The organism is Mycobacterium sp. 852002-51971_SCH5477799-a, assembly GCF_001667145.1.
Lineage (GTDB): Bacteria > Actinomycetota > Actinomycetes > Mycobacteriales > Mycobacteriaceae > Mycobacterium.
Window position 1 is genome coordinate 39,751 of record NZ_LZIF01000106.1, and the last position, 13,560, is coordinate 53,310.

14 protein-coding genes are annotated in these 13,560 nt (G+C 66.5%); 8 read left to right on the forward strand and 6 right to left on the reverse strand.

Annotated features, from left to right (window positions below; genetic code table 11):
• Nucleotides 1-948 carry an ABC transporter substrate-binding protein gene (locus tag A5753_RS15900; protein ID WP_067129877.1) on the reverse strand — a complete coding sequence of 316 codons (948 nt, stop codon included), beginning with the start codon at nucleotides 946-948 and terminating at the stop codon, nucleotides 1-3.
• Nucleotides 949-1,048: 100 nt separating this feature from the next.
• Here A5753_RS15900 and A5753_RS15905 point away from each other — a divergent pair, with 100 nt between their 5' ends.
• Nucleotides 1,049-1,399: a lipopolysaccharide assembly LapA domain-containing protein gene (locus A5753_RS15905; protein ID WP_067129880.1), complete on the forward strand. Its 351-nt coding sequence runs from the start codon at nucleotides 1,049-1,051 to the stop codon at nucleotides 1,397-1,399.
• Here A5753_RS15905 and A5753_RS15910 read toward each other — a convergent pair.
• Both A5753_RS15910 and A5753_RS15915 read right to left on the reverse strand, forming a co-directional pair.
• A complete protein-coding gene (locus A5753_RS15910) occupies nucleotides 1,396-2,442 on the reverse strand; it encodes a phosphotransferase family protein (RefSeq protein WP_067129883.1) in 1,047 nt (348 codons plus the stop codon). The genes A5753_RS15905 and A5753_RS15910 overlap by 4 nt on opposite strands.
• Before the next feature lie 62 nt (nucleotides 2,443-2,504).
• Nucleotides 2,505-3,143, reverse strand: a complete 639-nt coding sequence (locus A5753_RS15915) for a histidine phosphatase family protein (protein ID WP_067129886.1) — start codon at nucleotides 3,141-3,143, stop codon at nucleotides 2,505-2,507.
• Between the two features lie 127 nt (nucleotides 3,144-3,270).
• Between A5753_RS15915 and A5753_RS15920 the strand changes: the two genes are divergently transcribed.
• The 6 genes from A5753_RS15920 to A5753_RS15945 all read left to right on the forward strand — a co-directional run bounded on the left by A5753_RS15920 (nucleotide 3,271) and on the right by A5753_RS15945 (nucleotide 8,700).
• A complete protein-coding gene (locus tag A5753_RS15920) occupies nucleotides 3,271-3,954 on the forward strand; it encodes a class I SAM-dependent methyltransferase (RefSeq protein ID WP_067129889.1) in 684 nt (227 codons plus the stop codon).
• Between the two features lie 76 nt (nucleotides 3,955-4,030).
• Nucleotides 4,031-5,062, forward strand: coding sequence for a phosphotransferase family protein (locus tag A5753_RS15925; protein WP_067129892.1), 1,032 nt, complete (start codon nucleotides 4,031-4,033; stop codon nucleotides 5,060-5,062).
• 1 nt (nucleotide 5,063) lies between these two features.
• Nucleotides 5,064-5,828 (forward strand): SDR family NAD(P)-dependent oxidoreductase, encoded by a 765-nt coding sequence (locus A5753_RS15930; protein ID WP_067129895.1) that lies wholly within the window; start codon nucleotides 5,064-5,066, stop codon nucleotides 5,826-5,828.
• 16 nt (nucleotides 5,829-5,844) lie between these two features.
• On the forward strand, nucleotides 5,845-7,128 hold the full coding sequence (locus tag A5753_RS15935; RefSeq protein WP_067129898.1) for an acyl-CoA dehydrogenase family protein: 1,284 nt from the start codon (nucleotides 5,845-5,847) through the stop codon (nucleotides 7,126-7,128).
• Nucleotides 7,109-7,732 (forward strand): TetR/AcrR family transcriptional regulator, encoded by a 624-nt coding sequence (locus A5753_RS15940; protein WP_067129901.1) that lies wholly within the window; start codon nucleotides 7,109-7,111, stop codon nucleotides 7,730-7,732. Before A5753_RS15935 ends, A5753_RS15940 begins: the two co-directional genes overlap by 20 nt.
• Nucleotides 7,732-8,700 (forward strand): NADPH:quinone oxidoreductase family protein, encoded by a 969-nt coding sequence (locus A5753_RS15945; RefSeq protein ID WP_067129904.1) that lies wholly within the window; start codon nucleotides 7,732-7,734, stop codon nucleotides 8,698-8,700. Before A5753_RS15940 ends, A5753_RS15945 begins: the two co-directional genes overlap by 1 nt.
• Before the next feature lie 7 nt (nucleotides 8,701-8,707).
• Here A5753_RS15945 and A5753_RS15950 read toward each other — a convergent pair whose 3' ends face one another.
• Nucleotides 8,708-10,582, reverse strand: coding sequence for an alkyl/aryl-sulfatase (locus A5753_RS15950; RefSeq protein ID WP_067129908.1), 1,875 nt, complete (start codon nucleotides 10,580-10,582; stop codon nucleotides 8,708-8,710).
• Nucleotides 10,583-10,758: 176 nt separating this feature from the next.
• On the opposite strand from A5753_RS15950, the gene A5753_RS15955 reads away from it, so the two are divergent.
• Nucleotides 10,759-11,226, forward strand: a complete 468-nt coding sequence (locus tag A5753_RS15955) for a lipoprotein LpqH (RefSeq protein WP_067129911.1) — start codon at nucleotides 10,759-10,761, stop codon at nucleotides 11,224-11,226.
• A 1-nt stretch (nucleotide 11,227) separates the two neighbouring features.
• Here the strand turns inward: A5753_RS15955 and A5753_RS15960 are convergent, their stop codons facing one another.
• Entirely contained in the window at nucleotides 11,228-12,739 is a 1,512-nt protein-coding gene (locus tag A5753_RS15960) for a cell wall metabolism sensor histidine kinase WalK (RefSeq protein ID WP_067129914.1), read from the reverse strand.
• On the reverse strand, nucleotides 12,717-13,421 hold the full coding sequence (locus A5753_RS15965) for a response regulator transcription factor (protein WP_067129917.1): 705 nt from the start codon (nucleotides 13,419-13,421) through the stop codon (nucleotides 12,717-12,719). The genes A5753_RS15960 and A5753_RS15965 overlap by 23 nt, the downstream gene beginning before the upstream one ends.
• Nucleotides 13,422-13,560 lie beyond the last annotated feature (139 nt).

Below are 13,560 nucleotides of genomic sequence, written 5' to 3' on the forward strand. Positions count from 1 at the left end.
TCATCCTCCGATCGGGTGGTGCAAGCCGTTGGCCTGTACCCAGTTTCGCGCCGCCTCGTCAGGGTCGATGCCCGAGTTCCCCGACACCGCGGCGTTGAGTCCGGCGACACCGGAGGTGGTCAGCTTCGCCGAGACCGCATCCAGGACCACCTTCAGACGGTCGGACCGCTTCTGCGTATTGAGAAGTGGCACAATGTTTCCGGCCACGAAGTTGTGGTCGGGGTCGTCGAGGACAACCAGATGGTTCTGCGGTATGGCCGGCGATGTGGTGAAGATGTTGGCGGCATTCACCCTTCCCTCAACCAACGCGCGCACGGTGACCGCACCGCCGCCGTCGTCGATGGCGACGAAGTTGCCCGGCCTGATGTCGAGTCCATACTTCTGCCGCAGCCCCGGCAGGCCCGCCGGTCGGGTGGCGAAGGCCGAGGGCGCCCCGAATCGGACGTCGGCCGAGTGGGCGGCCAAATCGGCGATCGCCTTCAAATCCCAGGAGTTCGCCGTCTGCCCGGTCACGGTGACCGTGTCGGTGTCGGCGGCCGGGGCGGGGGTCAGAATGGACAGGCCATCGGGCAGGCGCTGGTCGAGCTCCCGCTCGACGGCGTCCAATGTGGTGGCGTTGGACTGCGGGGAGACATAGCGCAGCAGATTGCCGATGTACTCCGGCACCAGGTCAATGGAATGGTCTTTGAGCGCAGGGATATACGTCTCGCGACTGCCAATGCCCATCCGCTTGCCCACTTCGAAACCATTGGCCTGCAACGCTTGTGCGTAGATCTCGGCGATGATCTGTGACTCCGGAAAGTCGGCGGAGCCAATGACAATGGAGTTTGGACTGCGAACCTGCGCTCCCAATGGATCGGAATTGCTGCACGCTGCAACGACGGACATCGCCAGCACCGACGCTGCCGCGCGCGTGATCGCGCCCCGCAGTCGCGGCAGTGCCGTCATACCGCCGACCCTAACGCTCGAACGGCTCGGATGGCGGTCGCCGAGGACCGGTTGCGCTGAATCGGTTTCATTCTGCTCCGGATGGGGCAAAGATGGCACTATGAGCAGCCAAACCCCTGCCTCGCCGGGCCAGCCACCCCCCAAGCCCGATCCTGCGGCCAAGGCGGGCGCACCCGCGAAGGAACCGGCCATCGCCTTCACCCGCGCCGGCGCGCTGTGGTCGTCGCTGGTCGCCGGATTCGTAATCCTGATCCTGTTGCTAATTTTCATCACCCAGAACACGTCGCCGACAGACTTCAAGTTCTTGGGCTGGCACTGGAGCCTGCCGTTGGGTGTGGCGATCCTGCTGGCCGCCGTGGTCGGCGGCCTGATCACGGTTGCGGCCGGCACCGCACGGATCTTGCAGCTTCGCCGCGCGGCAAAGAAAAGCCACGCGGCCGTCCCGCGCTAGCCGGGTAGCTTGGCCAGTTCGGCCAGACCCCGCGAGATCAGCGGCGCCACAACCTCCGGGGCGTGGTCGGAGTCCGCGCCGCGGGCTTGATCCGACATCCGCCGGCGGAAGTCAATGCCCGCCGCGATGATGGCGAGTTTGAAGTAGGCCAACGCCATGTAGAACTCCCAATGCGCCAGCGGTGTCCCGGCCACCAACGAATACCGATCGGCCAGTTCGTCGGCCGTCGGCAGCAAGGGCGATGTCCATGCGGCCTGCGCATTGACGATCAAATCCAGGGCGGGGTCGCGGTACACGCACATCAGGGCCGCGTCCGACAGCGGATCGCCCAGCGTGGAGAGCTCCCAGTCGACGACGGCGCGAACCTTCGTCGGGTCGTCGGAATCCAAGATCGTGTTGTCGATCCGGTAGTCGCCGTGCACGATCGACGTGCGGCTCTGCTGCGGAATAGCCTCGCCCAGACCGGAATGCAGCCGTTCCACGTCGCCATCGCGCCGATCTTCGGGCAAGCGCACCAGCGACCATTGCGAACCCCACCGCCGCACCTGACGTTCCAGATAACCGCTGGGCTTGCCGAAATCGGCCAAGCCGACGGCGCTGGGATCGACATGGTGTAGGTCGACAAGCACCCGGATCAACGAGTCGACGCAGCCGCCGATGACGGTGTGGCTGAACGATTCGAGTTGACCGCGGCGGCGTACCACCTGGCCGTCGACGAAGTCGACGATCTGGAAGGGGGCGCCCAGCACCGAATCGTCCTCGCAGAGCGCGATCGTGCGCGCCACCGGGACGGGTGTGTCTTGCAGTGCCGCAACGACGCGGTACTCGCGGGCCATGTCGTGGGCCGACGGGGTCAACCCGTGCAGCGGCGGTCGCCGCACCAGCCAACTGGTGCTGTCGTCGTAGACCCGAAACGTCAGATTGGAGCGGCCACCGGAGATGAAGTCCGCGCGCAACTCACCGTCGCGCCCGATCCCGAGCGAACGCAGGTAGGTGTCCAGCGAGGCCAGGTCGAGCCCCTCGAGTTGGTCAGCTGAAGTCACCGAACTTGTCTACCATCGCCGAGCTCGACTCGGTGCACCACCTGCGATTGCCGGTGTTGCGCTCAGCCCGCGTCGCGGCTCACGTCGTCGTCGAGCATCCTCTGGTTTCGCGGCAACAGGTCCCACACGTGCTCGGTGGTGTTGACCGCGGCGACCGTCGCTTGACCGGACCGAGAGAACAACAGCCGAGTGACCGACGCGTAGTCGACGGGAAAGGACAGCAGCCGGGCGGTACCGAGAATCTCGTGCAGGAGGACGTTGATGACCCCGCCGTGGCTGAACACCGCGACGGTGTCGTCGGGGTCGGCGGTGGCGACGAGGTCGTCGACCGCGGCGCGCACCCGGTCACGAAAAGCGTCCTCGTCGACCGCGCTGGGCAGATGCCCCCGAGCCAGTCGCGCCCACTCTTCGGGCATCTCCGCGCGGATCTGTTCGACGGGGATGTACACCGGCAAGTCGCGGTCGTACTCGGCGAAGCGGTCGTCGACCTCGACGGTCAGCCCGCGATCCGCCGCAACCGGTTCGGCGGTCTGGATGGCCCGGCGCTGCGGACTGCTCACCACGCGGGAAATCGGAAACCTCGCGAGCGCGTTCGGGAGTCGCTCGATCTGCGCCAACCCTTCCTCCGACAGTTCCGGGTCGGAACCTTGGCCGTGTTCGCTGCGCAGCGGCAGCGCGTGCCGGACCAGGAGCACTTGCATATGTCTTCCCGTCTTGTCGAAAGGTTTGCCGGTCCGAAGTCTCTCATCGCCCGCTGACCGTCGTTCGGGGCGTGCACAATGGCATCGCTGTACCGAGCCCATTGCGCTCTAGTGCCGAGGAGGACGGATGACCGAACCGGATAGGGATTGGGACGCCGCATACCGACAAGCCATCCCGCCCCCGTGGAGCATCGGCCGGCCGCAGCCGGAACTGGCGCTGCTCATCGATGAAGGCAAGATTCGCGGCGAGGTGCTGGACTCCGGCTGTGGCCACGCCGCGCTCTCGCTGACGCTCGCCGCGCTCGGCCACACCGTTGTCGGCCTGGACGCCAGCGCGACGGCGATTCAGGCTGCCACCGCCGCGGCCGCCGAGCGAGGGCTCACCACGGCGACGTTCGCCCAGGCCGACGTCACCAGCTTCAGGGGCTACCCGCCCGGTTCGGACGGCCGCTTCTCCACCATCCTGGACAGCGGGCTGTTCCATGCGCTGCCGCCCGACCGGCGCCAGGACTATGTGCGGTCCATCTTTCGCGCCGCCGCGCCGGGAGCCTCGCTGTACATCCTGGCCTTCGCCGCCGGGGCACTCGACGACGCCCATTCGAACCGGCCGGGCCCGCCCGGCTTCACCGAAACCGAACTGCACGATGCCGTCGCGACGCTGTGGCGGGTCGACGACGTTCGCGCGGCGAAGGTGTACGGCACGGACGACGCAGCCGGCTCGCCCGACAATCCGCTGGCGCATCTGGACCACGACGACGAGGGCCACTTCATGGCGCCCGGGTTCCTGCTGAGCGCGCACAAGCCCGATTGAGCCGCCTCGCGGCCATGGAGAATGCTATTCTCCATGCGGAGATTGGGGTGTGCAGCAAGGTGGGACGGAGGCTCACGTGAGTGAATCGGGACTCGACGCGGGCGTCCTCGCCCGCTGGCTGGATGCCAACGACGCACCGGGTGGTGGCGAAGAGCCGCGGTTGACTCAGCTGAAGGGCGGCTCGCAGAACACCCTCTATCTGATCGAGCGCGCCGGCCAGCGCATGGTGTTGCGGATGCCCGGCGCCCGGGCCGACGCCGCCCGCATCGACGGGCTGCTGCGGGAGATTCGCCTGGTTCGGGCGCTGTCCGGCACCGATGTCCCGCACGCGGCGCTGATCGCCGCCGACGACACCGGCGACCTGCTCGGGATGCCGTTCTACGTCATGCAGGCGATCGACGGCTGGAGCCCGATGGACGGCGGGTGGCAATCGCCGTTCGACACCGACTTGCAGGCCCGGCAAGGCCTGGCCTTCCAATTGGTCGACGGCGCGGCCAGGCTGGGCCGAGTGGATTGGCGCAAACAAGGACTCGAAGGCTTCGGCCGGCCCGACGGATTTCACGAGCGGCAGGTCGATCGCTGGCTGGCGTTCCTCGACGCCTACAAGGTCCGCGAGCTGCCCGGGCTAGACGTTGCCTCCGACTGGCTGCGCCGCAACCGCCCGGCGCACTACCGGGCGGGCATCATGCACGGCGACTATCAGTTCGCCAACGTGATGTTCGCCCACGGCGGGCCCGCGCGCCTGGCCGCGATCGTGGACTGGGAGATGACCACGGTCGGCGATCCGCTGCTCGACCTGGCGTGGTGCCTGCTGGGCTACGACGGCGAAAAGCCGCGCGAGGACGGCTTTTATCTCGACATGCGCGGAATGCCCACGCGCAGCGAGCTATTGGAGCACTACGAATCCGTCAGCGGGTTGTCCACCGAGAACATCGACTACTACCTGGTGCTGGCCAACTGGAAGCTGGGCATCGTGCTGGAGAAGACGTACGCGGCCGGGGTAAGGACCGGCAAGGTGGACCCGAAGATCACCGACGCGTTCGGCCCGATGATCCTGCAGCTCATCGCCACAGCAGCCGAGCTCGCCCGATCCAGCAAGGTGTCCTGAAATGGGTTATGCCGAAGAGCTTTTCGATCTCACCGACCGGGTAATTCTGATCACCGGCGGCAGCCGCGGACTGGGACGCGAGATGGCGTTCGGCGCGGCGCGCTGCGGTGCGGATGTGGTGATCGCCAGCCGCAACCTGGACAACTGCGTGTCCACCGCCAAGGAGATCGAGGCCGAGACCGGCCGTGCGGCCATGCCGTATCAGGTGCACGTGGGGCGCTGGGATCAGTTGGACGGCTTGGTCGAGGCGACCTACGAGCGGTTTGGCAATGTCGATACGCTGATCAACAACGCGGGTATGTCGCCGTTGTACGACAAGCTCACCGACGTGACCGAGAAGCTGTTCGACGCCGTGGTCAATCTCAACCTCAAGGGCCCATTCCGGTTGTCGGCGTTGGTCGGTGAGCGCATGGTGGCGGCCGGGCGGGGTTCGATCATCAACGTGAGTACGGCCGGATCGTTGCGACCGACACCCGACATCGTGCCCTACGCCGCATCGAAGGCCGGGCTCAACGCCATGACCGAGGCGCTGGCGAAGGCGTTCGGCCCGGCGGTGCGGGTCAACACCCTGATGGCCGGGCCGTTCCTCACCGACGTGAGCAAGGCCTGGAATCTGGGTGCGGCACTTCAGAATCCCTTCAAGCATCTCTCCTTGGAGCGTGCGGGCGACCCGCGCGAAATCGTCGGCGCCGCGCTGTTTTTGGCGTCTGATGCGTCCAGCTTCACCACCGGCTCGATTTTGCGGGCCGACGGCGGGATCCCTTAACGCAGGAGGTTGCACGATGTCCTGGGACTTTTCTACCGATCCCGAGTTCGAAGAGAAGCTCGAATGGATCCGCGGGTTCGTTCGCGACGAGGTGGAACCGCTCGAGGTGCTATTTCCCGGGTGTGAATTTCTGCCGCTGAACGACGAGCGACGCCGCATTGTCGACCCGCTCAAACAGCAGGTGCGCGACAAGGGTTTGTGGGCACCGCATCTGGGCCCGGAGCTGGGTGGGCAGGGCTTCGGCGCGGTCAAGCTGACGCTGATCAACGAGATCCTGGGTCGCAGCCCCTGGGCGCCGATCGTGTTCGGGACGCAGGCGCCCGACACCGGCAACGCCGAGATCATCGCCCGCTTCGGGACCCAGGAACAGAAGGACCGCTACCTGTCGGGCCTGCTGTCCGGGGAGATCTTCTCGTGCTTCTCGATGACCGAGCCGCAAGGCGGCGCCGATCCGCGGGTCTTCACCACCCGGGCCGTGCGCGATGGCGACGACTGGGTCATCACCGGGCGAAAGTACTTCTCCTCCAACGCCTCCGTCGCCTCCTTCTTCATCGTCGTCGCGATCACCGACCCCGACGTGCCGGTGCATACCGGCGCGTCGACGTTCCTGATCCCCGCCGGCACCGAGGGACTGGTAGTGGAAGCCAACCACCACCTGGTCGGCGCCGATCCGCACGAGCCGGGCCATTCCCTGGTGCACTACAACGACGTGCGAGTGTCCTCCGACGCGTTGCTGGGAGAGCCGGGCCAGGGCTTCCTGATCTTGCAGACCCGGCTGGCCGGCGGGCGGTTGCACCACGCGATGCGCTCCATCGGGATGGCGCAGCGCGCCGTCGAGATCATGTCGCGCCGGGCGAAAAGCCGCTTCACCCAAGGCAGCCTGCTGGCCGACAAACAACTGGTCCAGGAATTCGTCGCCGACTCCTACACCGAGCTGATCCCGTTCCGGCTGACCGTGCTGCACGCGGCGTGGCTGATCGACCAGGGTGACGAGCGCGCCGCCCGGGCCGAGATCGCGGCCTGCAAGATCCTTGCTTCGCAAGTGCTCAAATCGATTGCCCTGCGGGCGATCCAGGTGCACGGGGCGCTGGGACTCACCAATCAGCTGCCACTGGTCAACGTCCTGCTCGGCGGCATCGCACTGGGCCTGGCAGACGGGCCCACCGAGGCGCACAAGGTGAACCTGGCCCGGATGCTGCTCAAGGGTTACGAGGCCGAAGAAGGCGATTGGCCCAGCGCGATGCTCGATGTGCGGCGCGCGGCGGCGCGCACCAAATACGGTGAGCTCGTTGACCTCTGACCGGGTGACCGCAGCGGTCGAGCGGGCGCTCGACGACCGCCAGCGCGGGGCCACCGAGGAGGTGGAACGCATCCTGGCCGCCGCGGTGCGCGTCATGGAACGCGTCGCACCCGAAGCGCCCCGGGTCAGCGACATCGTCGCCGAGGCGGGCTCGTCCAACAAGGCGTTCTACCGTTATTTCGCCGGCAAGGACGACCTGATCCTGGCGGTGATGGAGCGCGGGGTGGCGATCGTGGTGTCCTATCTCGAGCACCAGATGGCCAAGGAATCGCGTCCGCGCGACAGGGTCATGCGGTGGATCGAGGGCACGCTGGCCCAGGTGGCCGACCCGCACCTGATCAGCATGACCCGCGCGGCGGCCGGCCAGCTGTCGGCCGGCACCAGTTCGCGCGCGGCCGACCAGGAGATGATGCGGCCGCTTCGCGAGCTCCTCGTCGAACCCATTGCGGCGCTGGGCAGTACCGACGTCGAACGCGATGTCGAGGCGGTGTTCAACTGCACCGCCGCGACCATGCGTCACTACATGGGTTCGGCCGAGCAGCCCGGCGCCGACGACATCGCCCACGTGGTGCGGTTCTGCTTACAGGGATTGGGGGTCAGTTGATGCGCGCGGTAATCTGCCGTTCCTATGGCACACCCGAGGACCTGGTGATCGACGACGTGCCCGACCCCGTTGCGGCTCCCGGCCAACTGCTGGTGCGGGTCCGCGCCGCCGCGGTCAACTTTCCCGACGTGTTGTTCATCGCCGGCAAGTACCAGGTGAAAATTCCGCCTCCGTTCATACCCGGCAACGAGATCGCCGGGGAGGTCATCGCCGCCGGGGACGGCGCGCCGTTCCGTCCCGGGCAGCGTGTGTCCGGAACCACATTCGGGGCGTTCGCCGAACAGGCGCTGCTCGACGCGAGCCAGGCCGAGCTCATTCCCGACGACGCCGACTTCGCGTCGGCCGCTGCCTTCGGCGTCACCTACCGCACGGCCTATCACGCGCTGCGCTCGACCGCCGCTGTCGCACAAGGAGATTGGGTGGTCGTGCTCGGGGCCGCCGGCGGCGTGGGGCTGGCCGCGGTGGACCTGGGAGTCGCGATGGGCGCTCGGGTACTGGCCGCGGCGTCCAGCCCGGAGAAGCTCGAGCTGTGCCGGCGCCGCGGGGCCGAAGCAACCGTGGACTACGACCGCGAGGACCTGAAGACCCGCATCCGTGAACTCACCGGGGACCGCGCCCGCGTGGTGCTGGACCCGGTGGGCGGACCGTACTCGGAGCCGGCGCTGCGCGGTCTCGCGCGTGGCGGCACCTTCGTCACGCTGGGCTACGCCGCGGGCTCCATCCCGGCCATTCCGCTCAATCTCGTTCTGCTCAAAGACATCTGCGTGCGTGGCATGGAAATCCGGACGTTCATGACCGACCGGCCCGACGAGGCCGTGCGCGACATGGCGGAGTTGGCACAGATGTTCGCTGACGGCACGGTGCGGCCGTACATCGGCGCGAGATTCCCGCTGTCGCAGACCGCGGCGGCGTTGCGGCACGTGGCCGACCGCAAGGTGCTGGGCAAGGTGGTAATCGACGTCGCGTGACTCCGTGTCACGGCGTGACGATGTTGAAATTCGGGTCCGGCCCGTCGAGCACACTCAGCAGCGACTGCAGCGCGGCCCGATCGCCGGACAGCTGCAGGCCCGGTGCGCTGAAATCCCCCATCGTCACGGTGAGCAGACGAATCTTGTTGTCCAACAGTATCGCAACGGTCGCGGTCGAGGGATCGGGTGCCGCCTGGCGGCGTACCAGCACCCCATTGCGCAGGGTGAGCCGATAATTGAGTGCGGTGTCGGCGAAGGTGATGTCGATGGCGATATCCAGATCCCAGCTGCGTGGCCCGTTGACCCGAATCGCCAGGCCGTCGAAGATCTGCTCCGGCGTCAGCTGATTCAGCATTGACGGCGACGTTGTGGTGGTTGCGGTGCCGAAGTTGCCGTCGTGCAATTCCTTTGCCCCGCTGAGGAAGAAGTTGCGCCAGGTCGCGTTTTCTGCCCCGTAGGCCAGCTGCTCGAGAGTGTCGGCGCACAGTGCGCGGGCACCGGCATGTTCGCTGTCGGTGAAGATCGCGTGGTCCAGCAGCGTTGCGGCCCAGCGGAAGTCGCCGGAGTCGAAGGCCACCCTGGCCAGGTCGACGACGCGGTCGATTCCGCCCATTGCCTCTACATACCGGGGCGCCAGGGCCTCGGGAGGATGGGGCCACAACCGGGCGGGGTTGCCGTCGAACCAACCCATGTAGCGCTGATAGATCGCCTTGACGTTATGGCTCACCGATCCGTAGTAGCCGTGCGTATGCCAGGCCTGCTCGAGAGCCGGTGGCATCTGGAACATTTCGGCTATCTCGACGCCGGTGTGGCCCTGATTGAGCATTCGTAGCGTCTGGTCGTGCAGGTAGGCATACATGTCGCGCTGCAGCGACAGAAACTCGACGATGCTGTCCCGTCCCCACGTCGGCCAATGATGGGAGGCGAACACGACATCGGCCCGATCGGCAAACGTGTCGATGGCTTCGGTGAGATATCCGGACCAGGCGTGCGGGTCACGCACCAGGGCGCCGCGCAGGGTCAGCAGGTTGTGCAGATTGTGCGTGGCATTCTCGGCCATGCACAAGGCGCGGAAACGCGGGAAATAGAAATGCATTTCGGCGGGCGCCTCGGTGCCGGGCGCCATCTGGAACTCGATCTCCACGCCGTCGATCGTGTGTTTTTCACCGGTAGTGCGGATGTCGATGGTGGGCACGATTAAGGCGACTTCACCGGTGGACGGCGTCTGGCCAAGCCCGCAGCCCACCTGATCCAGGGGTCCGCGCGGCAGCAGGGTGCCGTACATGTAGGTCGCGCGGCGCGTCATTGCCGGTCCGGCGTAGACGTTCTCCTGGACCGCATGCTCGACGAAGCCTTCCGGCGCCAGCACGGCCACCGCGCCGGCATCCACATCGGTCTGCGAGGTGATGCCCAGCACGCCGCCGAAATGGTCGACGTGGCTGTGGGTGTAGATCACCGCGACGACGGGGCGCTCACCACCCCGGTGTGTGCGATACAGCGCCAGCGCCGCCCCCGCCACTTCCGTGGACACCAGAGGATCGATGACGATGATGCCGTTGTCGGATTCCACGAAGGTGATGTTCGAGAGGTCGAAGCCGCGAACTTGGTAGATGCCCGGAACCACTTCGTAGAGGCCTTGCTTGGCGGCCAGCGTCGACTGGCGCCAGAGGCTGGGGTGAACCGACGTCGGGGCGGGACCATCCAAGAACGAGTAGGCGTCGTTGTCCCACACCACCCGTCCGTCGGCCGCTGTGATCACGCACGGAGAAAGGGCGGCAATGAATCCGCGGTCGGCGTTGGCGAAATCCGTCTCATCGTGAAAAGGCAGAACATGGCCGCGATGCGCCGATTCGATGACTGCGCTGGGAGACTTGTGGTCCACAAGTCTTACCTTGCCATTAACGCGCCATCAGCAAAGTCGTTCCGATGGCTTTTGGTCGTCCAATTAATGAACACGGCAACAATTTCTTCGGGTTCTGGATCACGGCCCAGTTAACCCGCATACTGCCCAGGCGGCTCTCGATGCCGAGGACCGCAACTTCGGGCAAAGGAGAACAGGTGAAGCGTGGACTGACTGCCGCGGCAGCTGGAGCGGCATTTCTGGTCGCCGGGATATCGGGCTGTTCGAGCAACAAATCAAATGGCGTTTCGACCTCGGTGCCGGGCGGCTCCGTGTCGGCCGGCGGCAACAACTCGTCGAAGGTCATCATCGACGGCAAGGATCAGAACGTCCAGGGCACCACTATTTGCACCAAGGCCGGCGGCAATATCTCAATCGCGGTCGGCGGGAACACCACCGGAATCAGCGTCGTGCTCGCCGACGCCAGCCCGCTCGCGGTTAAGGCGGTCCAGCTCGGCAACGTCAACGGCGTGACGCTTCAGTACGCGCAAGGTGGCCAGGGCAACGCCTCGGCGACCAAGGACGGCAATACATACAAGGTCACGGGCACCGCCACCGGCGTCGACATGGCGAACCCGATGCAGCAGGTGAACAAGCCGTTCGAAATCGACGCGACGTGCTCCTGACTTAGGGCTCGTCAGCGGGCGGTTGCCATCCATCGGGTGGCAACCGAACCGTGAACTCAGTGCGGCCCGGCGCGCTGTGCACCGCGATACTTCCGTTGTGCGCCTTGACAACCGCGGAGGCGATCGCCAGGCCCAGTCCGGTGCTGCCGCCCTTCCGAGAGCGCGAGGAGTCGCCGCGGGCGAAGCGTTCGAAGACCTCGGACTGCAGCGCCGCCGGCATGCCGGGACCGTTGTCGATGACTTGGAGCACGGTGTGCGACGGCTCGGTGCTCAACCGGGTCGTCACGACGGTGCCCGCCCCGGTGTGGACGCGGGCGTTGGCAAGCAGGTTCGTCAGCACCTGATGAAGGCGTGCCCCGTCGCCGGTGACCACCACCGGTTCTTCGGGCAGGTCGAGTTCCCATTGATGGTCGGGCCCGGCGGCGTGAGCGTCGCTGACCGCGTCCACCGCCAACCTGGACAGGTCCACCGGTGCACGTTCCAGCGGGCGCCCGGAATCCAGCCGGGCCAGCAGCAGCAGATCCTCGACCAGGTGCGTCATCCGTTCGGTCTCGGAGGCCACCCGACTCATCGCCTGCGCCACCGCCTCGCGATCGTCGCCCATCCGCTGGGTCAGTTCGGTATACCCGCGGATCGCCGCCAGCGGTGTGCGCAGCTCATGACTCGCGTCGGCGACGAACTGCCGAACCCGCGTCTCGCTGGCCTGCCGCGCCGAGAGCGCGGCAGCGATGTGGTCGAGCATCTGGTTGAGGGCCGTGCCGAGTTGCCCCACCTCGGTGGAGGGGTTCGCGTCGGATTCGCGCACGCGCATAGGAAGTTCGACCTCGCCGCGCGCCAGCGGCAGGCCGGCCACCTCGCTCGCGGTTTGCGCGACGCGGCGCAACGGCGCCAGCGCCCGCCTGATGATGATCACGCCGGCCGTGGTCGCTGCGACCAACGCGATGACGGTGACGATCCCGAAGATGACGAGCATTCGCATCAGCGTGGCGTCGATGTTGGCCATCGACAGACCGGTGACGATGACGTCGCCGCCGCTTCGGCTGGGCGCCGCGACCACCCGGTAACGGCCCAGCCCGTCCAGGTTGAGGGTCACCGGCTTGCGGCTGCCTGCGATCCCGGACAACTGCTGCTGGGCGGTCGGGGTTAGCTCGGCCCGGTCACCGCTGCTCGTCGTGTAACCGGCATCCACGGTGTTCCCGTGGCTGACCACCGCCGCCACCATGCCCGCCGGCTGGCCCGGGGCGTCCAGGAATCGCGGGCCGGGGCCCGGCCGCGGATAGACGTGCTGATGCCGCCAGCCCGAATGCGGCGGCTCGGGATACATGAGCGCCGAGCGAAAGGAGGTGCCGGCGAGCTGACCGTCGAGCTGGGCCACCAGGTGGTGAAGCAGCGCCAGTTCGGTAGCGCCGGTGATGCCGACGCAAACGATTGCCAACACGACGATCTGACCGACCAGCAGCCGAAGGCGCAGGGACCAGACCCTTCGTGTATCAGCGGGCCGGCTTGAGGACATAGCCCGCGCCGCGCAGCGTGTGGATCATCGGTTCTCGCCCGTTGTCGATCTTCTTGCGCAGGTAGGAAATGTAGAGCTCGACGATGTTGGACCGGCCACCGAAATCATAACTCCATACGCGGTCCAGGATTTGGGCCTTGCTCAACACCCGTTTGGAGTTGCGCATCATGAATCTCAGCAGTTCAAACTCGGTGGATGTCAATGAGATTGGCTCACCCGCGCGGGTGACCTCGTGGCTGTCCTCGTCGAGCACCAAGTCGCCGACCACCAGTTGTGCGCCGCTGTCCACCGTCGTCACCCCGGTGCGGCGCAACAGCGCGCGCAGGCGCAGCACAACCTCTTCGATGCTGAACGGTTTGGTGACATAGTCGTCGCCACCGGCTGTCAGGCCGGCGATGCGGTCTTCAACGGCATCCTTCGCGGTCAGCAGCAGGACCGGCAACTGCGGGTTCTCCTCGCGCAGTTTGCGCAAGACGTCGAGGCCGCTCATGTCGGGCAGCATCACGTCAAGAACCACCACGTCGGGCCGCTGGGAGCGGGCGGTAGCGATTGCCGATGCGCCGTCACCGGCGGTGGAGATGTTCCAGCCCTCGTAGCGCAGTGCCATTGACACCATGTCGGCCAGCACGGATTCGTCGTCAACGACCAAAACATTGATGGGGTTGCCGTCGGCACGGCACATAACGACCCGCTCTACCGAGGCTCGGGGCTGCGTCACGATTCCCAGTATCCGCCCCGCACTGAGCCAAGGCTATGCCGAAGCTATGCGTGTCCTGTGAAACGGATCGCGCGGCTGCTGAGCCGCCGCGCGATCCGTGTTC